The organism is Ensifer sp. 22521 (genome assembly GCF_052044795.1).
Taxonomy (GTDB): domain Bacteria; phylum Pseudomonadota; class Alphaproteobacteria; order Rhizobiales; family Rhizobiaceae; genus Ensifer.
On sequence record NZ_JBQENM010000001.1, the window covers coordinates 423,019 to 447,354 of the forward strand.

Annotated in this window: 24 protein-coding genes; 18 read left to right on the plus strand and 6 right to left on the minus strand. The window is 62.4% G+C overall.

Annotated features, from left to right (window positions below):
- Nucleotides 1-556 precede the first annotated feature (556 nt).
- The 3 genes from ACTJKE_RS02040 to ACTJKE_RS02050 all read left to right on the plus strand — a co-directional run bounded on the left by ACTJKE_RS02040 (nt 557) and on the right by ACTJKE_RS02050 (nt 3,487).
- Entirely contained in the window at nt 557-2,125 is a 1,569-nt protein-coding gene (locus tag ACTJKE_RS02040) for a sensor histidine kinase (RefSeq protein WP_440691111.1), read from the plus strand.
- Nucleotides 2,097-3,062: a peptidoglycan-binding domain-containing protein gene (locus ACTJKE_RS02045; RefSeq protein ID WP_093232118.1), complete on the plus strand. Its 966-nt coding sequence runs from the start codon at nt 2,097-2,099 to the stop codon at nt 3,060-3,062. The genes ACTJKE_RS02040 and ACTJKE_RS02045 overlap by 29 nt, the downstream gene beginning before the upstream one ends.
- 65 nt (nt 3,063-3,127) lie before the next feature.
- A complete protein-coding gene (locus ACTJKE_RS02050; RefSeq protein WP_058320303.1) occupies nt 3,128-3,487 on the plus strand; it encodes a DUF1491 family protein in 360 nt (119 codons plus the stop codon).
- A 192-nt stretch (nt 3,488-3,679) separates the two neighbouring features.
- Here the strand turns inward: ACTJKE_RS02050 and ACTJKE_RS02055 are convergent, their stop codons facing one another.
- The gene (locus ACTJKE_RS02055; RefSeq protein WP_057250406.1) at nt 3,680-4,753 is read right to left on the minus strand and encodes a DUF2336 domain-containing protein; all 1,074 of its coding nucleotides are present in this window, start codon (nt 4,751-4,753) and stop codon (nt 3,680-3,682) included.
- A 297-nt stretch (nt 4,754-5,050) separates the two neighbouring features.
- Between ACTJKE_RS02055 and ACTJKE_RS02060 the strand changes: the two genes are divergently transcribed.
- From ACTJKE_RS02060 to ACTJKE_RS02070, 3 genes are all read left to right on the plus strand, one after another.
- Nucleotides 5,051-5,755, plus strand: a complete 705-nt coding sequence (locus ACTJKE_RS02060) for an SH3 domain-containing protein (protein WP_082615819.1) — start codon at nt 5,051-5,053, stop codon at nt 5,753-5,755.
- Nucleotides 5,756-5,908: 153 nt separating this feature from the next.
- Nucleotides 5,909-6,190, plus strand: coding sequence for a hypothetical protein (locus ACTJKE_RS02065; protein WP_057250404.1), 282 nt, complete (start codon nt 5,909-5,911; stop codon nt 6,188-6,190).
- Nucleotides 6,191-6,516: 326 nt separating this feature from the next.
- On the plus strand, nt 6,517-6,687 hold the full coding sequence (locus ACTJKE_RS02070) for a hypothetical protein (protein ID WP_176707512.1): 171 nt from the start codon (nt 6,517-6,519) through the stop codon (nt 6,685-6,687).
- 267 nt (nt 6,688-6,954) lie between these two features.
- Here the strand turns inward: ACTJKE_RS02070 and ACTJKE_RS02075 are convergent, their stop codons facing one another.
- The 3 genes from ACTJKE_RS02075 to ACTJKE_RS02085 all read right to left on the minus strand — a co-directional run bounded on the left by ACTJKE_RS02075 (nt 6,955) and on the right by ACTJKE_RS02085 (nt 10,429).
- Nucleotides 6,955-7,500 (minus strand): DUF1254 domain-containing protein, encoded by a 546-nt coding sequence (locus ACTJKE_RS02075; RefSeq protein WP_057250402.1) that lies wholly within the window; start codon nt 7,498-7,500, stop codon nt 6,955-6,957.
- Nucleotides 7,493-8,080 (minus strand): DUF1214 domain-containing protein, encoded by a 588-nt coding sequence (locus ACTJKE_RS02080; RefSeq protein ID WP_440691097.1) that lies wholly within the window; start codon nt 8,078-8,080, stop codon nt 7,493-7,495. Before ACTJKE_RS02080 ends, ACTJKE_RS02075 begins: the two co-directional genes overlap by 8 nt.
- Before the next feature lie 147 nt (nt 8,081-8,227).
- A complete protein-coding gene (locus tag ACTJKE_RS02085; RefSeq protein ID WP_440691099.1) occupies nt 8,228-10,429 on the minus strand; it encodes a transglycosylase domain-containing protein in 2,202 nt (733 codons plus the stop codon).
- Between the two features lie 163 nt (nt 10,430-10,592).
- Here ACTJKE_RS02085 and ACTJKE_RS02090 point away from each other — a divergent pair, with 163 nt between their 5' ends.
- Nucleotides 10,593-11,060: a YcgN family cysteine cluster protein gene (locus ACTJKE_RS02090; RefSeq protein ID WP_057251076.1), complete on the plus strand. Its 468-nt coding sequence runs from the start codon at nt 10,593-10,595 to the stop codon at nt 11,058-11,060.
- A gap of 190 nt (nt 11,061-11,250) precedes the next feature.
- Here ACTJKE_RS02090 and ACTJKE_RS02095 read toward each other — a convergent pair whose 3' ends face one another.
- Both ACTJKE_RS02095 and ACTJKE_RS02100 read right to left on the minus strand, forming a co-directional pair.
- Nucleotides 11,251-11,589, minus strand: a complete 339-nt coding sequence (locus tag ACTJKE_RS02095) for an MmcQ/YjbR family DNA-binding protein (protein WP_057250396.1) — start codon at nt 11,587-11,589, stop codon at nt 11,251-11,253.
- A gap of 225 nt (nt 11,590-11,814) precedes the next feature.
- The gene (locus ACTJKE_RS02100) at nt 11,815-11,955 is read right to left on the minus strand and encodes a hypothetical protein (protein WP_173515957.1); all 141 of its coding nucleotides are present in this window, start codon (nt 11,953-11,955) and stop codon (nt 11,815-11,817) included.
- A gap of 839 nt (nt 11,956-12,794) precedes the next feature.
- Between ACTJKE_RS02100 and feuN the strand changes: the two genes are divergently transcribed.
- From feuN to ACTJKE_RS02155, 11 genes are all read left to right on the plus strand, one after another.
- Nucleotides 12,795-13,049 (plus strand): two-component system FeuPQ modulator FeuN, encoded by a 255-nt coding sequence (gene feuN, locus ACTJKE_RS02105; RefSeq protein ID WP_057250394.1) that lies wholly within the window; start codon nt 12,795-12,797, stop codon nt 13,047-13,049.
- A 142-nt stretch (nt 13,050-13,191) separates the two neighbouring features.
- Nucleotides 13,192-13,863: a two-component system response regulator FeuP gene (feuP, locus tag ACTJKE_RS02110; protein WP_034789361.1), complete on the plus strand. Its 672-nt coding sequence runs from the start codon at nt 13,192-13,194 to the stop codon at nt 13,861-13,863.
- Nucleotides 13,853-15,238 carry a sensor histidine kinase gene (locus ACTJKE_RS02115; protein WP_110879845.1) on the plus strand — a complete coding sequence of 462 codons (1,386 nt, stop codon included), beginning with the start codon at nt 13,853-13,855 and terminating at the stop codon, nt 15,236-15,238. Before feuP ends, ACTJKE_RS02115 begins: the two co-directional genes overlap by 11 nt.
- Before the next feature lie 217 nt (nt 15,239-15,455).
- Nucleotides 15,456-15,899, plus strand: coding sequence for a hypothetical protein (locus tag ACTJKE_RS02120; protein ID WP_057250390.1), 444 nt, complete (start codon nt 15,456-15,458; stop codon nt 15,897-15,899).
- A gap of 132 nt (nt 15,900-16,031) precedes the next feature.
- A complete protein-coding gene (ccmI, locus tag ACTJKE_RS02125) occupies nt 16,032-17,174 on the plus strand; it encodes a c-type cytochrome biogenesis protein CcmI (protein ID WP_440691100.1) in 1,143 nt (380 codons plus the stop codon).
- Nucleotides 17,171-17,623 carry a cytochrome c maturation protein CcmE gene (gene ccmE / locus ACTJKE_RS02130; protein ID WP_057250386.1) on the plus strand — a complete coding sequence of 151 codons (453 nt, stop codon included), beginning with the start codon at nt 17,171-17,173 and terminating at the stop codon, nt 17,621-17,623. Before ccmI ends, ccmE begins: the two co-directional genes overlap by 4 nt.
- On the plus strand, nt 17,620-19,608 hold the full coding sequence (locus tag ACTJKE_RS02135; protein WP_113132793.1) for a heme lyase CcmF/NrfE family subunit: 1,989 nt from the start codon (nt 17,620-17,622) through the stop codon (nt 19,606-19,608). Before ccmE ends, ACTJKE_RS02135 begins: the two co-directional genes overlap by 4 nt.
- Nucleotides 19,605-20,060: a cytochrome c-type biogenesis protein gene (locus ACTJKE_RS02140; protein WP_112995398.1), complete on the plus strand. Its 456-nt coding sequence runs from the start codon at nt 19,605-19,607 to the stop codon at nt 20,058-20,060. The genes ACTJKE_RS02135 and ACTJKE_RS02140 overlap by 4 nt, the downstream gene beginning before the upstream one ends.
- Before the next feature lie 343 nt (nt 20,061-20,403).
- The gene (locus ACTJKE_RS02145) at nt 20,404-21,963 is read left to right on the plus strand and encodes a Do family serine endopeptidase (protein ID WP_113132792.1); all 1,560 of its coding nucleotides are present in this window, start codon (nt 20,404-20,406) and stop codon (nt 21,961-21,963) included.
- A gap of 251 nt (nt 21,964-22,214) precedes the next feature.
- Complete coding sequence (locus ACTJKE_RS02150) at nt 22,215-22,913, plus strand: response regulator transcription factor (RefSeq protein WP_057250377.1); 699 nt, start codon at nt 22,215-22,217, stop codon at nt 22,911-22,913.
- Complete coding sequence (locus ACTJKE_RS02155) at nt 22,910-24,316, plus strand: sensor histidine kinase (RefSeq protein WP_057250375.1); 1,407 nt, start codon at nt 22,910-22,912, stop codon at nt 24,314-24,316. Before ACTJKE_RS02150 ends, ACTJKE_RS02155 begins: the two co-directional genes overlap by 4 nt.
- Nucleotides 24,317-24,336: the final 20 nt, after the last annotated feature.

Below are 24,336 nucleotides of genomic sequence, written 5' to 3' on the forward strand. Positions count from 1 at the left end.
ATCCCCTGATACCCGTTCACGCTGCCGTCGTTTCCTCGGGGAGCTGCTGCCTTCGAGGCAGCGTCCGTCCCTTTGTTGACACCGACATTAGGACGGGAATCACAAGACGGCTTTTCAAAATCGCGCGGCATTTGCTTCAAATTTTAATGAAATGCCGCCGCCGAGTGCTTTGCCGCGCATTTGTGTCGCATTTTAGCTTTCGCCGTTAAGGTTCGTGGCGGGACCCTGTGTGCGAAGCCCGGAAGCGTCGGCAATGGCGTGCCGGCGGGCTCGCCACAATCGTTAACGCTGTGCAGAAAATGCACAGAAATCCGTTGCTTACGCCCCGTTAACCACAAGAAATGAAGGTCGCTCAATTTGCTCCAAAACGGGATTTTTCGGCCGTTTCGCACCGTTCCGGCACGGGCGCGTTTATTCTTTCATTAAGCCGGGGATGCGAGATTCCGACATGTCACGAGGCGGTCTGAACCGCGGTTTCCAAATAGGGGAAATCGGTCGCGCCAGCCTCGCAAGAACAACAAATGTAGCAGGGTAAAGCGTGAGCGTATTGCGTAACATGGCTGGCAGATGGGCGTCCCGCGTGGACGAGATCGCGGCCCTGTGGCTGCCCCGTCGTGAGGCTTCTTCGCCCGCCGGGCGCCGCGACACGAAACGTTTGCGCACTGTTGCGGCCGTGTCTTTGACGACACTGCCGGTGGCGCCGCTCGCCCTGTCGCTCGCCATACCCGTGTCCTCGGCCCTGCCGCTCGGAACCGCTCTTTGGGCTTCCGCTTCGCTACTGGCGGCAGCCGTGGCGATCGCTCGCGGCCGAGCGCCGGAAACTGCTGCGCCGGCTCCGTCCGATCCCGTTCTCCGGGACCTCTCGGCAGCCTATGACCTGTTTGCGGGCCTCGTGACCGTGCATGACCTGCGCGGCAATGTCCTTTCCGTGCATGGGCGCGATGCCGCCGAGCACCTGACGCTGATGCGCGACCCGGCGGGCCGCGGCTTCATCGAGCAGATTCACGTCTCCGACCGCATTACGTTCCTGAGCGCGATCGACATCCTTCGCCAGGGCGGCGATCGGGCGACGGTCGATATCCGTATCGAACGGCGGACCTTGCCGATCGAAGGCGAACAGTTCGTCTACATGTCCTGCGACTTGGCGCCCTTGCGCGATCGCGATGGCAACTTGACGGCGATCCTTGCGCAGTCGCGCGATGTCTCTCAGGAGGCAGGCCTGCGCGCCGAGGCGGCGGCCCGGACCGCCGAAGCGGAGTCTGCGAACGATGCCAAGACCCGTTTCCTCGCCGCCGTCAGCCACGAGCTGCGCACGCCGCTCAATGCGATCCTCGGCTTTTCCGACGTGCTGGGCGGCGAGTATTTCGGCAAGCTCGAGAACGATCGCCAGCGCGAGTATGTGAGCCTCATCCACAAGTCGGGCGAACATCTGCTCTCCGTCGTCAATACCATGCTCGATATGAGCAAGATCGAGGCGGGACGCTACGAGCTCATGCCCGAGCCGTTCCGCGTCGCCGAGGCGGTTGCCGCCTGCGAGGCGATGCTGTCGCACCAGGCCGCGGAAAAGGGCGTCAAGCTCGTCAGCCGCGTCACCCGCGGCATTGGCGAAGTCAATGCCGACCAGCGCGCCTTCCAGCAGGTTCTCATCAACCTGGTCGGCAACGCCGTGAAGTTCACCGACCATGGCGGCGTCGTGACGATCGACGCTGAAGTGGACGGTGCGATGCTGAAGCTCTCGGTCAGCGACACCGGAATCGGTATTGCCGCCGACAAGCTGAAGCTGCTCGGTCAACCTTTTGTCCAGATCCAGAACGACTATACACGCCGCTACGAAGGCACGGGTCTTGGCCTTTCGCTGGTCAAGGGCCTCGTTGCCCTTCATGGTGGCGACCTCACGATTCGCAGCCGCGAGGGTGAGGGGACCGTCATCGTCGTGACGATACCGCGCGACGGCTCCGGCATCGCCGTTGCCGAGCAAGAAGAGCAGCGTTCGTCGGTGACGGTGGAATTTCCGCCGCGCCTACGCGACGGAGAGGCGAGGCCGGCCGCCGAAGGAGGGCGGTCCGAAGACGTTGGTTTGAACGAGGAACGGGGATATGGCGCCGCGCAAGCGAAAACAGCCTGAACGGAAGAAGGCCGCGCGGCGTGCGCCTGGCCTGGCCGTGCGCGGGCTGGCTCTTGCCGGACAGGGTGTTGGGCTTGCCGGCCGGCTGATGGCGCGCCATCCCCTGGTCTCTGGCGGCTCGGCCGCCTTCCTGGTCGTGTTTTCCTTCGTTGCCGCCAATGCCATGTGGTACCAGCACGGTGTGCACCCGTCACCGCTGATGCGCACCCGCGTGCCGCTCGTCAGCGCCGAAACCGCGCAGCGGATCGCCATCGCCAAGGGCGAAGAGATCGAGCCGCGCAACGTGACCACCTTCGTCATCGAGCGCGAGGGCGAGGCCAAGGCGGACAATGTCGAGGACGTGATAGCTGCGGCTTCCGCGGATCTGCCGACGGAAAAACCGTCGCCTGAGCGCGTGGCAAGCGTGCCCGGTGGCGCGACCTCGAAGCTCGTTGCCGACATCCAGAAGGAACTGAACCGCGTCGGCCTTTATGACGGCGCGCCGGACGGGCGCAGCGGCCCACGGACGGCGGCCGCGATCCTGCGCTTCGAAGCGCAGGCCGGCCGCGCCGAGACGGGTTCGGCCAGTACGGAGTTGCTGCAGGCACTTCGGGCGGCACCTGGCGATCAGGCTGCTCAGGTCATGCCGGCGGGAAGACCTCTCGCCGAGGCCAAGGGCAGTGGCGTTGAGATCGATCCGGTCGCTGCCGCCATTCGTTCCTCCGAGAAGGAGAGCAATTTCGTTCCGCGTGCCGAAATCCCGGTTTCGAGCGCCTTGGTGCTGAACATCCAGAAGGGGCTGAGCAACCTCGCCTATGCGGATGTGACGGTCGATGGCGTCGCCGGAGCGCAGACGCGGGCGGCGATCCGCCATTTCGAGAAACATTACCGCCTGCCGCAGACCGGTGAACCGAATGCCCAGGTCTTGAAAAAGCTCAAGGAAATCGGCGCACTCTGATTGCCAGTGGGGTTTGACCGCGCCGCCGATTTGCCTGCGCCGTCCAGCGCGTGTATCAGCCTTTCATGCGCCTGAAGTCTCACATCTTCGTCTCGTCCCTCTTGCGCCGCGCGTTTTCGCTCGGCGGCTATGCGGCCGTGCTGCGCAAGGGAGCGGAGGAGGCCGGTGCGATCTTCATCCGCCAGCGGACGCGGCTCGGCACGGAGACGCTCTTTGCCCCGGCGCCGCAGAATTTCTTCGACGACGAAGTCGCGCTCGGCCGCAAGTTCGAAGCGAGGCTGCGCGACAGCGATACTGAGCGGGTCGATGCGGCGCTCGCAGGCGAAATCCGCTTCGATCCGGATTGCTGGATCGTGGAGATCGAGCTGGACGACCATGGCGATCTGTTCGAGGTGGTTCCGGAGGAAGGGGCAAGCCGGCCCTGACACCGTCTTGCCGATCGCAATGGCCGCATCGCAGGACCGCAGGCTCCGACGGGTCGCGAGTGGAGTTGGACCATCGAAGCGATGAAGCAGCTTTTCTAGGGCGGGCGAGGACTCACCGGTACGCCCAGGCATGTTCCCGAAACGGGAAGCAGACCGCATCAAGGCGAGGAGCAGGATGAGTATTTTCTGCGCCTAGCCGCGTCGCCGGCCGAAAAGCCGCTGGGGCTGCACATTGCCGGCGGCCGCTGCAATCTTGCGGGCGCCGATCTGCCGCGCATCGTTGGCGGGATTTTCGGCAAAGTAGGCTTCGTGCCTTGCCGCTGGAGCGCTTTCTTCGGCCTCTGCCTCGAACCAGCCATCGAGCTGTTCGCGGCAGGCGGTACGGTTCATGGCGCCGATCAACGCTTCCGCATGGCTCGTCTCGCCGAAGGGCTCACGAAGATGCGGATACAGGGCCTGAAGCACGAAACCGGCATCGGTCGCCTGGACATCGAGCGCGACGAGGCTCGTCGCAAGCCGCTGTCCGGAAATATCGAGCAGGATGCGCTCGACGTGGGCGTCCTTGGTGCCGAGCGCCTGGCCGAGGACGCGCGAGAACAGGATGATCTCGCCGCTGCGGGCAAAGCGAACAAGCAATGCAGCATGCACGTCATTGATTGCCTCGGATGAGGCGGCCGGCGTGGGGTTGCGTGACCCCGCTCGCGCCAGGGTCTTGATCTCGTGCCTGAGCGCTTCTTCGCGGGCGGTGCGCAAGGAAGCGGCTGCAGCCTCCGGGTGTGTCTGTTCCGCCACCGCCTGCTTTGCCGCGCTGCTGCGCGCGGCAAGCCCGAGTGGATTGTGGTGCTCGACCAGGGCATCGACGACAAGAGGGGAGAGGTTGGGACGCCGCGCGATTGCTGCGGCATGTTCCGGCCCGCGCTCGCGGATGACCGCAATGAGAGTGCGGTCGGCTATCGCCTTCGAACGCGTCAGGAAAATCGCGGCAATCGAAATCGGCATGCCGCCGATCAATGCGGCGACTGTTTCGGGGATCTGCGAGCACTGGGAAAGGGCTGCCGCCGCCTGACGGCGCGCTTCGTTGCTGGAGCCGAGGAAGAGCGGTTCGAACAGTTCGGCAAACTGCTTCATATCGGATTTGCGGGGGATGCGCAGGCTTTCGAAACCGGTAACCGTCGCCATCAGGACAACGTCCTTCAAGCGGCCGGTCTGTGGCCTTTCCAACTCACGAAAGCGATCCGTCACGGTAATTCCCTGCACGCAAAACATGATCGCCGTTTCCGGTGATCCGGAAAGGCACACGTCGCAAAAATTAGAAGAAAAGCGTTAGCGCACTATTAACTATGGATGTTGGAGCTTTATTCAGGCTTACGGCACATGCGTGGCGCGCGACAGGGCCGCCCATTCGCCCCGCTGGCCCCGCATTTCTCGGGGACATCCGCGGCATCAGCCATAAAAAATCCACATGCGGTCAGGAGTTATCGCGGCGACGGTCAAGGGCTCCGGACGCCCGCCGACGTTTGGAGGCCAAATGAAGAGGGGCCTCTCCATGGGAGATATGGAACTGTGAAGAAATTTATCCTGCGCGCAGCGGCGGTCTGTGCGCTCCTCGCGGCCCCGGTTGTCGCCGAGGCTGCCGAAGGCTTTGCCACTGCCAATGTGAACATGCGCTCCGGTCCGAGCACCCGCTATCCGGCGGTATCGATGATCCCGGTCGGCGAATCGGTGGAAATCCACGGATGCCTTGCAGATCTGCCGTGGTGCGATGTCTCGTTCTACGGTGGGCGCGGCTGGGTCGCCGGGCGTTATGTCCAGGCCGACTATCGCCGCAATCGCGTTTACGTCGAGCCCCGCTATTATCGCCCGCTCGGAATTCCAACGGTCGTCTTCCAGTTCGACAACTATTGGGACCGCAACTACCGCGGTCGTGACTTCTATCGCGAGCGCGATCGTTGGCGCCACGGACCGGATTGGGTCGACGACCGCCGGAATCGTCGCGACTGGGAGCGCCAGCGCGAGCGCGACCGCCGCGACTGGGAAAGTGACCGCCGCCGCGAGCGCCGGGACTGGGAAACCGGTGAACGTGAAGACGAGTGGCGGCGCCGCGAGAGCGAATGGAACCGCGAGCAGACCGTGCGTGAAGAGCGCCGCGAATGGGAACGTCGCAGCGACGGCGTGCGCGTTCGCCAGAACGATGACGGCATCTACGAAGGCGCCCGCCCGGCACCGTTTGTTCGGTGCCAGTTCGACGATCCGAACTGCGAAAACTGACGTGGAGCGCCTGAAACGGCGTTCTTGCGTTGGACTGGAAAACGGGCGGCTCTGGCCGCCCGTTTGCTTTTCGGCGCTCCGGTTTTCTGCAGCTTCTGGCGGAACCAAACGCCATCCGGAGCGTTGAGACGGCGCAGACAAGGGAGCATTGTAATGGTGGAAAAGAAACTGGAGGCCGTGCAGACAGTCAGCGAAAACGTTTCGCAGGCGCAAGCGCGTGCTGAGGTTGATGTGCAGATTGCCGAACTGCGGGCGGAAATCGCCCGGCTGACCGAAGCAGTCTCTGCGATTGGCAGCGGCACGAGGGCAGTCGTGCAGGGCGAGGCGGAGTTGATGGTGGAACGCGTTCGCGAGCGCGTGCGCGAGGAGCCGCTGTCGACGCTGGTGGCGGTTGCCGGGGTGTCGTTTCTGTTTGGCCTGATCTCGCGACGCTAGCGAAAAGCCGCGGTTTGCGAACCGCCGCTCCAGGTTGTTACCTCGGATACATCTCGGGGGCTCGTCTGGCGAGATAATGAATCTAGGTTGGTGTTGCAGCGGTGTATTAGCAATCTGTTAACCAGCCTATGGCTCAATCGGGGCGGACCCGTTATCATCGGGCTGCGTCGTGTGAACCAGAAGAGCAACATCCGGGCGACCGGAAGAAGGAGCAAACGAGAAAAGCGCGCCTGTCCAGGCAAGGCCTGGAAAAATGCGCTGGCCCGAGAGGGCAGGGTGAAATCTGTACGGTAGTTCATCCGTCTCAAGACTTTGTGGAGACGAGCATGGCAGACGTGATCAGAATTCAGGACCGAAAGGTTCGCGTACCGCCGCGTAGACCGCCGGCCATATCGGGCGGGGCCAAAGTGCTTCTGTTTACCGGTATCCGCTACGAACGCCTCGACCGCGACCCGCAGCCGACGGCACCCGATGGACGCCGGATCAAGAAGCAGTAACGTTCGATTTCCCGCATCGGCGGCCGGTTACGACCGGGCGCGCGTCCTTGGCCCGAAACCTCAGGGTCCTTCACCATAATTCCTGCACTGAACGTAGTCTTTGCGTTGGCTGTCTGCCGCGCGCAACCGCGACAGCGCGGTCAGATGCCTTCACGTCCGAAGCATCTAAAGCGCCGTGCGTTCAAATGAACGCACTAAGGTCGCTCTAGCACTTTGTTTCTAGAGCATCTTTCCGCTTCAAGTGATTCCACTTGAAAGCGGGATACTCTAGCGCCGAAATGGCTCGCAGCTTGATTCCGCAAGGAAATTGCGGACCTGCTCCTCGAAACTGTCGACTGGCGCCATCGCTCTCAAAACGGCGTAGCCGTCCTGTTCCTTCATCTCCACCATGATCGATTGTGCCAGTGCCTCCGGCGGAGACTTGCGCAGTTCTACCAGCTGAATCGGCGTCGCGACGACAAGATCGAGCTTGCCGTTGACCGCCGTGTGGTCGTTCATGCTGAAGACTTCGTTCGAATTGCTGTCGAAGACCGCGAGCGACCAGAACGGCACGCTGCCGCTGGCGAGGAAGCGCGCCGGCCCGTCCGAGATCGAGAAGCTGCAAACGGCCGCCCTGAGATAGGGATCGTCATTGGCAAGGCCGGTCGACCCCGGCGTGCTCGTCAGCGCGAAGAAACTGTCCATCTCGAGTAGCCCCAGCACGCGGGTATAGGCGTCGCGGCCGGTAAATTGCGGCAGCGACAGGATGATGATGATGTGCAGCAGGGCGGCGCCTACGAGGCCGAGGACCGTGGCGAAGAGAACCTTACGCATCGCCGCACCCGGTCTTGGTGATAACAGGCATGGCGAGGTCGATCAGGCCCGAGGAACCTGCAGTCGGCGTGTCGAGCAGCGTCAGGACCAGCCGGAAGGTCCCCGCATGGCGCACGGCCAGCCAATTGTCCGGCTGGGCGTTCGGCGACACATGGATAGTGAAATTGCTGTTTTCGCTACGCAGCACCGTCCAGGAATTGAGGGCCGAGGGCAGGTCGGAGCCGGGACGCAACGGCAGGCCGTCGGCATTCGCGGCATAAAGCGTCCAGAAGCGAGCCTGCGGCGTCAGCCCCGTGACGTTATAGGAGCAGGTCGCCTGGAGCTTCTGGCCCTTGTCGTCGGTCTGGGCGCTGAACATCAATCCTTCGGCGCCACCGTACAGAAGTTCGCCCGCGCGCGCCCGGTGCGCCTTGGCATAGGGATCGGCATTGATCGTCTGCGCTTCCGGAAAAGCAACCCACGGGCCGATCGCGATCGAGCCGAAACCGACGGTCGCCTTCAGCGCCCATACGGCCGAGGCAATGCCGCCGCCGAAGGCGATGGCAAGAGCGAGGGCGACGAGGAAGGGGATTCGAAACAAGGGCGGCTCTATCGGAAATCGTTCGGCGGCGGGGCAACATGGGGTTGCCTCCATATCTCGCCGAAATTGGCGCCCGGCGCAACGGCGACTGACGGGGCGCGCGCGGCCTCACGATGAGATGGATGCCGCGGGCCTGGCCGGGAGACTTTAGTTGCTGGCGGCATTGGGGTCCGTCTGTCCGGAGCGTTTTTCTTCGGCAGCGCCGAGGGCGGCGAGCCTGCCGCCGGCCTTTTCTGGCGCTTTCAGTGCTGGGGCCATTTCGAAGGTCTCGCCGATCGTGCGCAGCAGGCGGGTGACCTCGGCCGACAACGAGCGCGGGCGGACGAGTGGCGGCAGGGCGTTCTCGTCCGGCTTGGCCGTCGCGACCTCTGGCTGCTTCGCCGGCGCCGTCGGGGCGGTGACGCCGGGGATAGCGCGGTGCTCGATGCCTTGCTCGGCATAGTCCATTAGCCGCTTGAAGGTCATCGCCGGCAGGGAGCCGCCGGTCATGTTGTTGGTGGACGTGTAGTCGTCGTTGCCGAACCAGACGGCGGTCGTATAGTCGCCGGTGAAGCCGGCGAACCAGGCGTCGCGATAGGCCTGCGTCGTGCCTGTCTTGCCGCCGACGACAATGCCGTTGTCGAGCGCAGCCTTGCGCGCCGTGCCGATGATCGGAATCTGCGTCAGCATCGAATTCATCGATGTATTTGCGGTTTCCGAAAGCACGCGCCGCGCCGGCGGTTCGTCACGCCCGAAGTCGTAAAGAATGTCGCCGTCATAGTTGAGAATCTGGCTGATCCCGTGGCGGCGCGACTGCATGCCGCCGGCCGGAAACACGGCATATGCGGTCGCCTGATCGAGCACTGTCACTTCGGAGGTACCGAGCGGCATCGTCTTGTCGGTGCGCAGCGGTGTTTCGATGCCCATTGCCTTGGCGGTCTGAGCGATCAGATCGGTGCCGAGCTTGTCCTTGGCGAGGCGCACGGGGATGGTGTTGATCGACTTGGCGATCGCCGTCAGGATGGTGATACGCCCGGCATAGCTGCGGCCGTAGTTCTGTGGTGACCAGCCGCGCCAAGTGATCGGTGCGTCGACGACGACCGTTTCCGGCGTCATGCCTTTTTCCATCGCCGCTGCGTAGGTGTAGACCTTGAAGGAAGAGCCTGGCTGGCGCAACGCGCGGGTCGCCCGGTTGAACTGGCTCTCGCCATAGTCGCGGCCGCCGACCATGGCCCGCAACGCGCCGCCATTTTCGATCATCACGAGCGCGCCCTGCTTCACATGGAAGCTCTCTCCATATTGGCGCAGGCTCGATTCGACCGAGTCCTCGGCAGCGTTCTGCAGGCCCATGTCGATCGTGGTGCGCACGATCAGCGAGTGCTGCGCGAAGGGACGGGCGATGCGCTGGACTTCGTCAAAGGCCCAATCGAGGAAGAAGTCGGGTGCCTTCACCTGGGCGCGATCGATCACGGTTGCGGGAGTGAGCCGCGCCGCAATCACCTGGCCTTCCGTCATCAGCCCGCCCTGGACGAGGTTGCTCAGAACCTCGTTGGCGCGTCCGCGCGCGGCCGGCAGGTTGACGTGCGGCGCGTAACGGGCCGGTGCCTTGAAGAGGCCGGCCAGCATCGCCGATTCCGCCAGGCTGACATCGGTGATCGACTTGCCGAAATAGAACTGCGCTGCCGCTGCCGCGCCGAAGGTGCCGCCGCCCATATAGGCGCGGTCGAGATAGAGCCTCAGGATTTCCTTCTTCGAAAGGTTGCATTCGAGCCAGACGGCAAGGAAGGCTTCCTTGATCTTGCGCTCGATCGTGCGTTCGTTGGTGAGGAACAGGTTCTTGGCGAGCTGCTGGGTCAGTGTCGAGCCGCCCTGGACGACACCGCCGGCGCGGGCATTCTCGGTCATCGCGCGGGCAAGGCCGAGGAAATCGATACCCCAATGGTCGAAGAAGCGGCGGTCTTCGGTCGCCAGCACCGCCTTGATCAGATGATCGGGCAGTTCGTCGATCGGCACGGAATCTTCGTGAATGATGCCGCGGTGGCCGATTTCATTGCCGTAGCGGTCGAGGAAGGTGACGGCGAAATCGCTCTGGGCGCGCCAGTTTCCCTTGGTTTCCTCGAAGGCGGGAAGCGCGAGCGCCAGCATCAGCACGGAGCCGACGGTGCCCCAGTTCATGCCTTCGCCGAGCACCTCGAAGACGACCTTTTTCCAGCCTGTGACGCGGAAACGGCGGAAGAAGATGGTGGTATCTTCCCACCATTGCGACAGCTTGAAGCCGGCATTCCAGACCGTGGAATCGATCCAGGAGTCGACCCTGAGAAAGATGTGCCGCTTTTTCGGCCGGTTATCGTCTTTCCTCGGTTCCCGCACGTCTCAACGTCCTGAAGGCTTTGTGGCATCATGCCGGCGCCGGGCAATATTTGCACGACGTCAAATTCCAATCTACTTGCATATCGCGCCGCCGGCCTTAAAAAACCGGCAATTTTCTGCGAAATTTCTGTATCGCGGGCTATTTGACGAAAGTGTGATGACGATGGGCGAAATGCCTTTCTGGAAGGCGAAAAGCCTTGAGGACATGACCAATACGGAGTGGGAAAGCCTTTGCGACGGCTGCGGGCTCTGTTGTCTGAACAAGCTGGAGGATTGGGATACCGGCGAGATCGCCTGGACCTCGATCCGTTGCACCTTGCTCGATGGCGAGAGCTGTCGTTGCAAGGACTATGAAAACCGGCAGGCGACGGTGCCCGATTGCATCCAACTGACACCCAAGGCCGTGCGCGAGATCACCTGGCTGCCGCCGACGTGCGGTTACCGCCTCGTTGCCGAGGGGCGCGATCTCTATTGGTGGCACCCGCTGGTTTCAGGCGACCCGGACACGGTTCATGCTGCAGGCATTTCGGTGCGTGGCCGCACCGTCGCCGAGGATGGCATCGATATCGAAGACTATGAAGATTATCTCGTCACCTGGCCGCTGGAAGTGGGACAGGAAAGCGTGGATTGAGAGGGGACCGGCCGGCGCTTCGCAATCGCCCTGAGAGCGGAGCGCTTTGCATTCCGGCGAGGCGGCTATCCGCTTTTCGATCCAGCGTAATGCGCGTCGCGATCATTCAGATTCGCTCCTTGCGCTTTAAGTTTTTTATATCTCGCATGTCGTTATCGCAAAACCGCTGCGCACTTCTGCGCGACAGGCTTTAGTGACTGCCACCGTTCTTCTTGACGAGGTTTTTCGGCGCGACGTTACGCCAGGCGGTTTCCATCGACTGGCGGACGAGACCCTCGTCCGCTTCGACGAAGTAGAATGAGGTCCAGCCGCGGTCGCCCCAGCCGCCGGGCACGGCGGCGCAGACCCCGGGCTCCATTTCCAGAAGCATGCGCTGCTGGTCAGGCGTGAATTTGAAGACCGCGCGACCCGCTTCCGGCAAGCTCATAAAAATGCGCTTTCCCACCCGGAAGTCCCGTGTGCCGAAATGCGCGTTTTCTTCCGTTCCCGGCAAGCTTAGCGCGAGTTTTTCGATCTCTTCGGTTAGCATTCGGGAAGAGTAACATGGTTTTTCCGAATGGCCAAAAGGCTGAAAATCGCCACAAAAATCGAAGGGCCGCAGCATTTGCCACGGCGCCTATCCGTTCGAGCGGCGACGGAACACGCGGCATTGCAGGACGTGTTTCATCCCGACCCGAAGGTTCAACTCCGTGTTGCGTCTTCTCTATGTTGGGAGGGTCATGGCGCGCGACAATCGATGCGCCGTTGACAGGCGTTACTCAGCCGGTTGGATCGGCTTCGGGGTGCTTTCGCCGGCAGCGCGCATGGCGCGCCATTCGTTTTCGAAACGGTCGAGCAGCGATTGCGGTACTTTGGACTGCTGAGATGCGGGCTGGTTGTTGGCGAGCGTCTGCATCCGATCCTCCCGGGCCTATGACGGTTTCATGACGTTTGATGCGGCGGACAATTTCATATCGTAAAGACTTTGTAAATCAGTGGCTTAAATCATTTAAACGATTGAAAAATATTTAAATCGATTAATTTTTCGTTGATCCACAGCCGTCCGTCAATTCACAGATGTGGTAGTTCAGATGCGACTAAATTGGCTGTTCTTTTGAAGTAATTTTGCGAACGTCTATTCTTTGTACGCGAACGCCAAGCTTCACGTATTCAGGCACGAATAGGATGTGCCGAACGTCGGCACGCTTGCGCGCTAGGGGGCGAAAACCATCGCTATGAAATCGAAGGGTGTCAGTGGCTTAGCCTGGCTGCCGGAATCGGGCTGCGATCGACTTGACTCAACCTCGCAGGGTGTTGACTCAGTTTTCGAACGATCGCCGCCAAGGGATTCAAAGGAATCGGGAATCGCTTCCTGCTTGATGTGCTGTCTCAGTGTTCGGGCTATGGCGGATGCCCTGGCCATCGCGACGCGCGAGCCTATGACGACGTCTGAAGTCTAGCGAAACATACTTAACAAAAGGCTGCCACGACCAAGGCCGGTGAGCTTCAAGCTCTGTTCTCCCAGCAGCCGCGCAGATGAAACTGTCGCATGAAGTGGCTATCGCTTGCCGAACGAGGGCCTTGGCCCGGGTTCCGTCAGGGATGGAATCGCTGCAATCTAGGGTCGGAATTCCAGTTGAGTCTGTGGGTTTTCCAATGGGTTCCTGGTGGCTCGGAAGGCCGACATTCATTTGCCATTCAGCCTCATTCGGTTATTGCTTCTGCCATGATGCTTCCCAAGTCGAAAGTGCGTTCATGTCTTCACCAGTGATCATAGCCGCGCTTGCTGCAGGCCTCGCGGGCTTCAGCCCGCCTGCGATCAACGTGCCGTCGGATAATGTCGTCCGTGTGGCCGGCGATTGCAGCGCGGCCGCTGCACAGGTGGTCGCCGACACCGGCGGCGAGTTGTTGTCGGCACAACCGACGTCCGATGGCCAGTGCGTGATCACGGTGCTCGTTCCCGGTAACGGTGGGCGACCGAAAAAGGTGACCGTCAAGGTGCCGATGTAAGCGATCCCTGCAGTACCGTGCGTCTTGTCCGATGCGAAAAGGTCGCTGCAGTGCTTTGAATGCCTGCATGTTTCTGTCCTTAAATCGGCTAGGATTTAGCGAAACAAGCAGCGGGGATGGCCGCGAGAGGAAGTAGAGGCGAATGCGCATTCTGATTGTCGAGGACGACGCCAACCTGAACCGGCAGCTCGCCGAAGTGCTGAAGGAGGCCGGCTATGTCGTCGATCAGGCCTATGACGGCGAGGAGGGGCACTATCTCGGCGACGCCGAGCCCTACGATGCCGTGATCCTCGATATCGGCCTGCCGGAGATGGATGGCATCACGGTTCTGGAGAAGTGGCGCGGCGATGGCAAGACCATGCCGGTGCTGATCCTGACGGCGCGCGATCGCTGGAGCGACAAGGTCGCGGGCATCGATGCCGGCGCCGACGACTATGTTGCCAAGCCCTTTCATGTCGAAGAGGTTCTCGCTCGCATCCGCGCCCTGATCCGTCGTGCTGCCGGCCATGCAAGCTCGGAGATCGTCTGCGGCCCGGTGCGCCTCGATACCAAGGGTTCCAAGGCAACCGTCGATGGCGTGGCCCTCAAGCTGACGTCGCACGAGTTCCGGCTGCTTTCCTATCTCATGCACCACATGGGCCAGGTCGTTTCGCGCACGGAACTGGTCGAGCATATGTACGACCAGGATTTTGACCGCGATTCCAATACGATCGAAGTGTTCATCGGCCGGCTGCGCAAGAAGATCGGTAACGACCTGATCGAAACGGTGCGCGGTCTCGGATACCGAATGCAAGCGCCGGGCAATGGCAATTAGATCGCTCACAGCCCGCGTATTGGCGGTTTCCACCGTCTGGGCGGTCGTCGCCCTGGTCGTGATCGGCGTGGTCATTTCCGAACTCTATCGGCAGGGCTCCGAGCGCGGCTTCAAGGACCTCTTGCGCGCGCAGCTTTTCAATGTCGTCAATTCGATTTCGGTCAACGAGAAGACGGTCCTCTCTGGAAGCCCGCAGCTCGGCGATCTCCGCTTTTCGCAGCCGCAGACCGGCTGGTACTGGATCGTCGATCCGATCGGCGAATTCGACACACCGCCCTTGATCTCGACGTCACTCGGCAACGGCAAGCTGCCGATCGCCAGCGTCGATGAGGTTCCGTTCGACACCGGCTACGTCCGGTTCTACACCACCAAGGATCCGTTCGGTAACGAGGTCGAGGTGTCCGAGACCGAGGTCGTGCTCGACATTCAGGGCCACACCGCGCGTTTTCGCGTGGCCGGCAACCGTGATGTCCTCGAAGCCGACATCAATCGCTTCACCCGAAACCTGACCATCGCGCTCTCCATCTTCGGTCTTGGCGGTCTCGGGATGAACGCGCTGACCATCCTCTTCGGCCTGCGTCCGCTCGATCAGGTCCGTCGCTCGCTGGAGAAGATCCGCACCGGCGAAAGCGAGAGGCTCGATGGAGCCTTCCCACGCGAAATCCAGCCGCTGGCCAACGAAGTCAACGCGCTGATCGACAGCAACCGCCGCATCGTCGAGCGTGCGCGCATGCAGGTCGGCAACCTCGCGCATTCCTTGAAGACCCCGATCGCCGTGCTCCTCAACGAGGCCCGCGTGCTGGATGCGTCGCATGGCGAACTGGTGCGCAACCAGGTCGATGCGATGCAGATGCAGGTTCAGTCCTATCTCAGCCGCGCGCGGATCGCGGCGCAACGTGAATCCGTCCTGGCGAGGACCGAGGCGCAGCCGGCGCTCGAACGCCTGGTTCGGGTGATGCGCAAGCTCAACCCGGAAAAGCAGGTCCATCTGTCGATCAATCCGCCGGCACTGGTGCTCGCGATGGAATTGCAGGACGTCGAGGAAACCGTTGGCAACCTGCTTGAAAATGCCGCCCGCCACGCCCGTGGCGAGGTGTGGCTGAACGTGCGGCCGGCGCCGGTCGAGCTGCATGCGAAGGAACCCGGGAGGCAGTGGATCGTGCTCGACATCGATGATGACGGCCCGGGGCTCAATCCCGACCAGATTGCGCTGGCGATGAAGCGCGGCAAGCGGCTTGACGAAAGCAAGCCTGGAACCGGGCTCGGGCTTTCGATCGTCAGCGAGATCGTGCGGGAGTATCAAGGCACCATTACGCTGTCGCGACGGGACGAAGGGGGCTTGCGCGCGCAGCTCCTGTTGCCGGCCGCGGCCTAGTGCAAGATGAGGAAGGGCGTGCGCGGTTTCGTGATCTAGGTGTCACACCCGTGCTCGAAAATGTCACATCGGCAGGGCGCGCCGTTGCCTCGGCAGGCGGGGAATGCCAAAAGAAAATCAAGGACAAGTCGTCATTTGACCCGAATGCATGGGGTTCTTGAATGCGGCTTCGGATAGGGATGATTGAGTGTCGCGGATCATGAGGAACCAGGCAGAAATGACACGGACTTTTGTCGTTGGCGGTAGGATCGTGGTGATCGCGTCGGCCGTGGCTCTTGCCGGTTGCGGCTCCACCTCGGGCGGCAAGGGTGCTGTCGCTGGCCTCGGTTCGACCGCGACCCGCGCTGTCTCCTCGACAACCTACATCGCTGCGCTTCAGGGCGGCGTGATCGGTCGCCTTGCCGATCTCGATATCGGTACGTCCGACCGCCAGCGGGCGCTTGAGGCGGAGTATCGCGCACTCGAGGCGGCACCGGGTGGCCAGCCTGTGACCTGGAACGGACGCGGCGTCAGCGGCTCCGTCGTTGCGGCCGCTCCCTATCAGGTCGGATCGCAGAATTGCCGCCAGTACAGCCATACCGTCACGGTCAAGACCCAGGCGAAGACGGCCCGGGGTGCCGCGTGCCGCAATCCCGACGGCAGCTGGACGCCGCTGACCTGAGCGCAGCTTCTCTGAGGCGTCCGAGCGTTGTCAGGGACGGGCTTGGCCGGCCGTTGCGGCGAAACGCCTCAAATCTCCGTCATGACGGGTTTTCGAGTTGGAATGGCATGGGCCTCATAGTATTGAGCGTCCATGTTGTTCTGGATCCTCGTCGCCACTTTGACGGCGGCCGTCGCCGCCGTGCTGATCCTCCCGCTGACGCGGGCAGGGGAAGCCCCATCGTCTCCCCACAGCCATGACATCGAGGTCTATCGCGACCAACTCGACGAACTGAAGCGCGATCAGGACAGCGGTCTGATCGGCAGCGACGATGCCGAGCTTGCGCGCGCCGAAGTGGCGCGCCGATTGCTGGCAGCCGGCGACAGCGATCGCGCTGTGGCGACGGCCGTTTCGCCGCGGCGCGGGGCCAATCGTCTGGCCCAGGTATTCGTGCTGCTCTGTCTTCCCGTGGTTGGGCTCTGTCTTTACTTGCTGACGGGGAACCCGGGCGTGCCGGCTCAGCCGCTTGCCGCTCGTCTTGCCGATCCCAACGGCGACATCAATGTCCTGATCGCCAAGGCTGAAAATCACCTTGCGGTGAACCCCAACGATGGCGCCGGCTGGGATCTGCTCGCGCCGATCTACATGCGCAACGGCCGCATTGAGGAAGCGGTTGACGCCTATGACCGGGCGATCCGCTTGCTGGGGCCGACGCCGGCGCGTCTCGGCGGATACGCGGAGGCGCTCGTTGTGCAATCCGACGGCCTCGTGACGACGAAGGCGCAGGAGGCGCTCCGGCAGGCACTGACGCTCGACCCCAATGATCCGCGCTCGGAATTCTACCTTGCCCTCGGTCTCAAGCAGGAAGGCAAGAAGGAGGAGGCGCTGACTGCCTTCAACAGGCTGGTCGCGACGTCGCCTGCGGACGCGCCATGGCTGCCGCTGGTCAAGCAGCATGTGGCAGAGCTGACGGGCGCCGGCACCAGCAGCGCTGCCGCACCTGGCAATCCGAACGCCGAGGATGTCGCTGCCGCCGAGAGCATGAGCTCCGGCGATCGTCAGGAAATGATCCGCGGCATGGTCGAAAGCCTCGAAAGCCGCCTCAAGGAAAATCCAGATAACCTCGAAGGCTGGGCGCGACTGATCCGCTCCCATGTTGTCCTTGATCAACGAGACAAGGCCGCGGCAGCGCTAAAGGAGGGCCTGAAGACCTTCCCGGCCGATGGCGACGGGGGCAAACAGCTCCTGACGCTTGCTCGTGAACTCGGGATTGCGACCGATGGAGTGACGCAATGACGCGCAAACAAAAAAGACTGGCGATCATCGGCGGCGGCGTCGGCTTCCTGGTTCTCGCAGCCTTTCTTGTCATGTTCGCCTTCAGCCAGGCGATCGCCTATTTCTACGTGCCGAGCGATCTCGCCAAGGCGAACGTCTCTCCGGGTACGCGCATCCGCCTCGGCGGTGTGGTTGAAGGGGGGTCGGTGAAACGCGGCGACAGCAAGACGGTCACCTTTACCGTCACCGATACGCTTGCCGGCGTGCCGGTAACCTACACGGGCATCCTGCCCGACCTGTTCCGCGAAGGGCAGGGCGTGGTGACGGAGGGAGCCTTCGTTCAAGGGAGTTCCGTCTTCGTGGCGGATACGGTTCTCGCCAAGCATGACGAGACCTATATGCCGAAGGACGTCGCCGACCGCTTGAAGGCCCAGGGCGTTGAGCTCAGCGGGAAGGAAACCATTAAATGATCATCGAGCTCGGACACTACGCGCTGGTCCTGGCATTGGCGACCGCGGTCATCCAGGCCGCTTTGCCGATCCTCGGAGCACGGCTGAACGATCGCGGCTTGATGGAACTGGCGTCAAGCGCAGCGGTCGCCTGTTTTCTGCTGGTCGCTTTCGCTTTCGTTGTGCTCACCTTCGCCTATGTGACCTCGGACTTCTCGGTTCGCAACGTCTGGGAAAACTCCCATTCCCTGAAGCCGCTGATCTACAAGATCTCGGGTGTGTGGGGGAACCACGAGGGATCGATGCTGCTGTGGCTGCTGATCCTGACGTTCTTCTCGGCACTGGTCGCAGCCTTCGGGCGCAACCTGCCGGAAACGCTGAAGGCGAATGTGCTTGCGGTCCAGGCCTGGATCGCGATGGCCTTTGCGCTCTTCATTTTGCTGACGTCCAATCCGTTTGCGCGGTTGATCCCGGCGCCTGGTGAAGGCAAGGACCTGAACCCGATCCTCCAGGATGTCGGCCTCGCCATTCATCCGCCGCTGCTCTACCTCGGTTATGTCGGCTTCTCTGTCTGCTTCTCCTTTGCGATTGCCGCTTTGATCGAGGGCAGGATCGATGCCGCGTGGGCGCGCTGGGTGCGCCCGTGGACGCTTGCCGCCTGGACGTTCCTTACTGCGGGCATTTCCATGGGCTCCTACTGGGCCTACTACGAGCTTGGCTGGGGCGGCTGGTGGTTCTGGGACCCGGTGGAAAACGCGTCCTTCATGCCCTGGCTCGCGGGCACGGCGCTGCTGCATTCGGCCCTGGTCATGGAGAAGCGCGAAGCGCTGAAGATCTGGACCGTGCTGCTCGCGATCATGACCTTCTCGCTGTCGCTGCTCGGCACCTTCCTCGTACGTTCAGGCGTGCTGACCTCGGTTCATGCCTTCGCCACGGATCCGACGCGCGGTATCTTCATTCTCGCCATCCTCGTCTTCTTCATCGGCGGCGCCTTCACACTCTTCGCCTTGCGTGCCTCGCATCTGAAAGCCGGCGGGATCTTCGCGCCGATTTCGAAGGAAGGCGCCCTTGTCTTCAACAACCTGATCCTGACGACGGCGGCCGCGACCGTGCTGACCGGCACGCTCTACCCGCTGGTGCTGGAGGCGCTCACCGGCGACAAGATCTCCGTCGGTCCGCCGTTCTTCAACATGACCTTCGGTCTCTTGATGCTGCCGCTGCTCTTCGCGGTACCGTTCGGTCCATTGCTCGCCTGGAAACGCGGTGACCTGGTCGGCGTCGCCCAGCGGCTCTTCGCTGCGGTTGCGGTCGGTCTCGTGTTCGGTACCGGCTACTATTACGCAATGAATGGCGGCCCGGTCCTGGCGCTCTTCGGCATCGCTCTTGGCGTCTATCTGATCGCCGGTTCCCTGACGGATCTCGCCTTGCGCTCCGGTCTTGGCAAGGTCGCGGGCAACGTTGCCTGGCGGCGCTTCACCGGCCTGCCGCGCTCCGCCTTCGGCACGGCGCTTGCTCATATCGGTCTCGGCGTCACCCTGATCGGCATCGTCGCCGTCACGGCGTTCGAAACCGAGACCGTGGTCGAGATGAAGCCCGGCATGACGGTCGATGCCGGCGGCTACACCCTGCGCTTCGATGGCATGCGTAACGGTAGCGGCCCGAACTACACCGAAGAATCCGGTCACTTCACCATCAGCCGCGGCGGCGTTGCCGTGTCTGAGGTCTGGTCGTCGAAGCGCCTCTACCAGGCGCGCCGCATGCCGACGACGGAAGCGGGCATCCGCACCTTCGGCCTCAGCCAGCTCTATGTTTCGCTCGGTGACCAGATCAGCGAAGGCGGTATCGTCGTGCGCATCTGGTGGAAGCCGATGATCCTCTGCATCTGGGGCGGAACCCTGTTCATGATAGCTGGCGGATTCGTGTCCTTGAGCGACCGTCGCCTGCGCGTCGGCGCGCCGGCCCGGGCCAAGCGGGCGAAGACAGTACCGGTGGGAGCTGCCGAATGACCCGTCTGCTGCTGGCGCTTCTGCTGTTTCTCTCGCCGATCGGCTCGGCCTTCGCGGTCAATCCGGACGAAGTGCTCGCCGATCCCGCGCTGGAAGCGCGGGCGCGGGCGATCTCGGCCGAGCTCCGCTGCATGGTCTGCCAGAACCAGTCGATCGACGATTCCAATGCGGAGCTCGCCAAGGACCTGCGGGTGCTTGTGCGCGAGCGCCTGGCCAATGGCGACAGCGATGAAGCGGTGATCGATTATGTCGTGTCCCGTTACGGCGAATTCGTGCTGCTGAAGCCGCGCTTCGAGACAAAGACGCTGATCCTGTGGGGCATGCCCGCGACCCTGCTGCTCGTCGGGGCGATCACCCTTGTCATTGCGGCCCGCCGGCGCGGCGCCCAGGCAAAGGGAACGCCGCTTTCCGAGGATGAAAAGGAAAAGCTGAAGAAGCTGCTTCAGCCCTGACGTCTGTCAAAAAGCGACGTGGCGCAATTTGCCGCTTCGCGCTCCTCGTCTCCAGGCCAACATGTTGAAACCGTTGGGGATCTCTCCGGTTGGAGAGCGGAGCCATTTGTGATGGCCCACGCTTTGGAACGGGCTTGAGCAGTGTCCCTCTTCGCTGTCGCCGAACATTACCAAAAATTCATTTTCCGGACAGAACTCAGTAAGGTCCCATCCGTTACATCTTTCGTCATCGGCTGGACCTCCAGTCAGCCAAACGAGCCCGCCTCTCCCTGAAGGCGGACATCGCAACCAGGTTTCGATGCAGCCGCTGAGGCCGCATCAAGGAAGAGAAAAGGCAAAACGGATGATTACGACCAAATCCCTGCGTCCCTCCCTCAAGACCGTTCTGAAGGCCTCGACGGTTGCCGGCCTTGCTGCCGTCATGCTGACCTCCGGCCTGCCGGCGCGCGTCTCCCAGTCCTTCGCTGAAGCGGTGAAGGTGGAAGCACCGTCGGTGCCGAGCTTTGCCAACGTCGTCGAGGCGGTTTCGCCGGCCGTCGTTTCGGTCCGCGTCCAGTCGCGCGTCAATCCGGTTTCCGAAGAGGGCAACAACTTCACCTTCGATTTTAACGGTCGCGGCTTCGACGACCTGCCGGATGATCACCCGCTGAAGCGCTTCTTCAAGGAATTCGGCCCGCGCGGCGATGACCGTGCCGAGCGCGGTGGCCCGGGTCGCCGTGGCCCGCATGGCGAAGGTCGCCTGCGTCCGACGTCGCAGGGTTCGGGCTTCTTCATCTCCGAAGACGGCTACCTCGTTACCAACAATCACGTCGTTTCCGACGGCTCGGCCTTCACCGTCATCCTCAATGACGGTACCGAACTTGATGCCAAGCTGATCGGCAAGGACAGCCGCACCGACCTCGCCGTGCTCAAGGTCGATGACAAGCGCAAGTTCACCTATGTCAGCTGGGCTGACGACAGCAAGGTTCGTGTCGGCGACTGGGTGGTTGCTGTCGGCAATCCGTTCGGCCTCGGCGGCACCGTGACCTCGGGCATCATCTCGGCCCGTGGCCGCGACATCGGCTCCGGCCCCTATGACGACTACCTGCAGGTCGACGCGGCCGTGAACCGCGGCAACTCGGGTGGTCCGACCTTCAATCTCTCCGGTGAAGTGGTCGGCATCAACACCGCGATCTTCTCGCCGTCGGGCGGCAACGTCGGTATCGCCTTTGCTATCCCCGCAGCTACCGCCAAGGACGTCGTCGCCGACCTGATCAAGGATGGTTCGGTTTCCCGCGGCTGGCTGGGCGTGCAGATCCAGCCGGTGACCAAGGACATCGCCGAATCGCTCGGCCTGGCTGAGGCAAGCGGCGCGCTCGTCGTCGAGCCGCAGGCCGGCTCTCCCGGTGAAAAGGCCGGCATCAAGAAGGGCGATGTTGTCACCGCTCTGAATGGCGACACGGTCAAGGATCCGCGTGATCTTGCCCGCAAGGTGGCCGCAATCCGCCCGGGCACGACCGTCGACCTCGCGCTCTGGCGCAATGGCAAGTCCGAAAGCGTGAAGCTGGAAATCGGTACCTTGCCGAAGGATGACAAGGAAGCAGCCAAGAGTCAGGACGACCAGTCCGAAGAAACACAGCCTTCGAGTGAACAGGCGCTGGCTGACCTCGGTGTCACCGTCGTGCCGTCCGACGACGGCAAGGGCGTCACCATCGCCTCGGTCGATGAGGACTCCGATGCCAGCGACCGTGGCCTGAAGACGGGCGAGAAGATCGTCTCCGTGAACAATCAGGAGGTGAAGTCTGCCGACGATATCCTCAAGGTCATCAACGCTGCCAAGAAGGACGGCCGGAGCAAGGCGCTCTTCCAGATAGAGGCCGAGAACGGTAGCCGCTTCGTGGCCCTACCGATCGATCAGGGCTGATCGCGGCAGTCAAATGATTGACCGGAGCGCCGCGATTTCCAAGTGATTTCGCGGCGCTCGCCGTTTGGAGCGGGATGAGGAAGGTGTGTGCGGTTTTCCACCCGCATCCCGCTCTCACTTACGAAAATCGATCACGATGATTTTGGGTCCATCCGACCGATGCTTCCGCGATCGAGGGCATTCGCCAATCCGGTTGTCTGGCCGGTTGTCGGAAAGCCGAAACCGGTTGAGACAGATAGGGGTCCGGGACTATGGTCGCGCGTATGAAGATTCTCATCATTGAAGACGATCTCGAGGCGGCAGCCTATCTGGCGAAAGCCTTCCGTGAAGCAGGCATCGTTTCCGATCACGCCAGCGACGGCGAGAGCGGCCTCTTCATGGCCAGCGAGAACAGCTACGATGTTCTCGTGGTCGATCGCATGCTGCCGCGCCGCGATGGCCTGTCTGTGATCACCGAACTCAGGCGCAAGGATATCCACACGCCGGTGCTGATCCTCTCGGCGCTCGGGCAGGTCGACGACCGTGTCACGGGCCTGCGCGCCGGCGGCGACGATTATCTCCCAAAGCCCTATGCCTTCAACGAGCTGCTGGCGCGTGTCGAGGTGCTCGGCCGCCGCAAGGGTACGCCCGAGCAGGACATGGTCTACCGCGTCGGCGATCTCGAACTCGACCGCCTGTCGCATTCCGTGCGCCGCCAGGGCAAGGAGATCCCGCTGCAGCCGCGCGAGTTTCGCTTGCTCGAATATCTCATGAAGAACGCCGGCCAGGTCGTCACCCGCACCATGCTGCTGGAAAACGTCTGGGACTATCATTTCGACCCGCAGACCAACGTCATCGACGTGCATGTGTCGCGGCTGCGCTCGAAGATCGAGAAGGACTTCGATGTACCTCTGCTGCGCACCGTGCGCGGCGCCGGCTACATGATCAAGGATGACCGGGCCCCCGCATGAGCAAGCTTCGCGTTCTCTTCAGAACGACCGCGGTTCGGCTTTCCGCCCTCTACCTCATCCTCTTTTCGCTCTGTGCGGCCTTCCTCGTCTTCTATGTCACCGGCATGTCGGAGCGGTTGCTGCAGCAGCAGACCCGCGATGCCGTGACCGCGGAAGTGGCGCAGATCGAGCAGGTCTACAATCGCGCCGGCATGAACGGTCTTCTGCGCTCGCTTGAACGCCGCGCGCGTCAGCCGGGCGCAAATCTCTATGTCATTGCCGGGCCGAGCGGCGAGATTCTTGCCGGCAACGTCGCAAGCCTCGAACCGGGACTGCTTGATAGCGAAGGCTGGACCGAACGTCCCTTCGCCTATCAGCGCTATACGGACGAGACGAAGAAGGACAGCCATGTGGCGCTCGCCCACGTGCTGGTGCTCGACAATGGTCTGCGCATTCTCGTCGGTCGCGATCTGCAGGAGCCGCAGAAGTTTCGCGCGCTGGTGCGTCAGGCGCTGATGGTGGCGCTCGGCGTCATGGGGCTTGGCGCGCTCGTCATCTGGTTCGGCATCGGCCGCAACGCCTTGAAGCGTATCGACCGCATGTCGGAGGCGAGCACCAAGATCATGGCCGGCGATCTCTCGCAGCGCCTGCCGATGAGCGGCTCCGGCGACGAGTTCGATCGGCTGTCGGAATCGCTGAATGCCATGCTCGGCCGCATCGAGAAGTTGAACGAAGGTCTGCGCCAAGTCTCCGATAACATCGCCCATGACTTGAAGACCCCGCTGACGCGCCTGCGCAACAAGGCGGAAGCCGCACTTGCCCGCAAGGGAACCAGCCAGCGCGGCGCGCTCGAGGAGATCATTGGCGAGTCCGATCAACTGATCCGGACCTTTAATGCTCTCTTGATGATTTCGCGGGTCGAGGCCGGCTCGTCCGCGGCCGAGATGAGCGAGGTCGACCTTTCTGAGATCGTTTCCGATTGCGTCGAATTGTACGAGCCCGTTGCAGAGGATGTCGGCTTGAAACTCGAAGCCGAGGTTATCAAGAACGTCGGGATATCGGGCAACCGCGAACTGATCGGACAGGCCCTCGGCAACCTCATCGACAACGCCATCAAATATGCTGACGGTGCGGACAATCCGCTGATCAAGGTCTCTCTGGAAAAGCGCGATGGGTATGTGCTGCTGTCTGTCGCCGATCATGGCCCTGGCATACCTGCAGCAATGCATGACGAGGTGGTGAAGCGCTTCGTTCGCCTGGATGAGAGCCGGTCCAAACCGGGCACGGGCCTCGGCCTGTCGCTGGTGGAGGCGGTCATGGAGACGCATCACGGCTCGCTGCGTCTTGCCGATACCGAGCCCGCGGCCGGCGACGGTGGCAAGGGTCTGACCGTGCAAATGGTTTTCCCGATGGCTGCAACCTGATAGACCGGTTCCCGGAGAAG

What these genes read in the sequence shown, in the direction of transcription:
- ACTJKE_RS02040 (WP_440691111.1), top strand. Translation starts at nt 557, where the DNA reads ATGGCTGGCAGATGGGCGTCCCGCGTGGACGAGATCGCGGCCCTGTGG.
- ACTJKE_RS02045 (WP_093232118.1), top strand. Translation starts at nt 2,097, where the DNA reads ATGGCGCCGCGCAAGCGAAAACAGCCTGAACGGAAGAAGGCCGCGCGG.
- ACTJKE_RS02050 (WP_058320303.1), top strand. Translation starts at nt 3,128, where the DNA reads ATGCGCCTGAAGTCTCACATCTTCGTCTCGTCCCTCTTGCGCCGCGCG.
- ACTJKE_RS02055 (WP_057250406.1), bottom strand. Translation starts at nt 4,753, where the DNA reads ATGTTTTGCGTGCAGGGAATTACCGTGACGGATCGCTTTCGTGAGTTG.
- ACTJKE_RS02065 (WP_057250404.1), top strand. Translation starts at nt 5,909, where the DNA reads ATGGTGGAAAAGAAACTGGAGGCCGTGCAGACAGTCAGCGAAAACGTT.
- ACTJKE_RS02070 (WP_176707512.1), top strand. Translation starts at nt 6,517, where the DNA reads ATGGCAGACGTGATCAGAATTCAGGACCGAAAGGTTCGCGTACCGCCG.
- ACTJKE_RS02075 (WP_057250402.1), bottom strand. Translation starts at nt 7,500, where the DNA reads ATGCGTAAGGTTCTCTTCGCCACGGTCCTCGGCCTCGTAGGCGCCGCC.
- ACTJKE_RS02090 (WP_057251076.1), top strand. Translation starts at nt 10,593, where the DNA reads ATGGGCGAAATGCCTTTCTGGAAGGCGAAAAGCCTTGAGGACATGACC.
- ACTJKE_RS02095 (WP_057250396.1), bottom strand. Translation starts at nt 11,589, where the DNA reads ATGCTAACCGAAGAGATCGAAAAACTCGCGCTAAGCTTGCCGGGAACG.
- ACTJKE_RS02100 (WP_173515957.1), bottom strand. Translation starts at nt 11,955, where the DNA reads ATGCAGACGCTCGCCAACAACCAGCCCGCATCTCAGCAGTCCAAAGTA.
- feuN (WP_057250394.1), top strand. Translation starts at nt 12,795, where the DNA reads ATGTCTTCACCAGTGATCATAGCCGCGCTTGCTGCAGGCCTCGCGGGC.
- feuP (WP_034789361.1), top strand. Translation starts at nt 13,192, where the DNA reads ATGCGCATTCTGATTGTCGAGGACGACGCCAACCTGAACCGGCAGCTC.
- ACTJKE_RS02115 (WP_110879845.1), top strand. Translation starts at nt 13,853, where the DNA reads ATGGCAATTAGATCGCTCACAGCCCGCGTATTGGCGGTTTCCACCGTC.
- ACTJKE_RS02120 (WP_057250390.1), top strand. Translation starts at nt 15,456, where the DNA reads ATGACACGGACTTTTGTCGTTGGCGGTAGGATCGTGGTGATCGCGTCG.
- ccmI (WP_440691100.1), top strand. Translation starts at nt 16,032, where the DNA reads ATGTTGTTCTGGATCCTCGTCGCCACTTTGACGGCGGCCGTCGCCGCC.
- ccmE (WP_057250386.1), top strand. Translation starts at nt 17,171, where the DNA reads ATGACGCGCAAACAAAAAAGACTGGCGATCATCGGCGGCGGCGTCGGC.
- ACTJKE_RS02135 (WP_113132793.1), top strand. Translation starts at nt 17,620, where the DNA reads ATGATCATCGAGCTCGGACACTACGCGCTGGTCCTGGCATTGGCGACC.
- ACTJKE_RS02140 (WP_112995398.1), top strand. Translation starts at nt 19,605, where the DNA reads ATGACCCGTCTGCTGCTGGCGCTTCTGCTGTTTCTCTCGCCGATCGGC.
- ACTJKE_RS02145 (WP_113132792.1), top strand. Translation starts at nt 20,404, where the DNA reads ATGATTACGACCAAATCCCTGCGTCCCTCCCTCAAGACCGTTCTGAAG.
- ACTJKE_RS02150 (WP_057250377.1), top strand. Translation starts at nt 22,215, where the DNA reads ATGGTCGCGCGTATGAAGATTCTCATCATTGAAGACGATCTCGAGGCG.
- ACTJKE_RS02155 (WP_057250375.1), top strand. Translation starts at nt 22,910, where the DNA reads ATGAGCAAGCTTCGCGTTCTCTTCAGAACGACCGCGGTTCGGCTTTCC.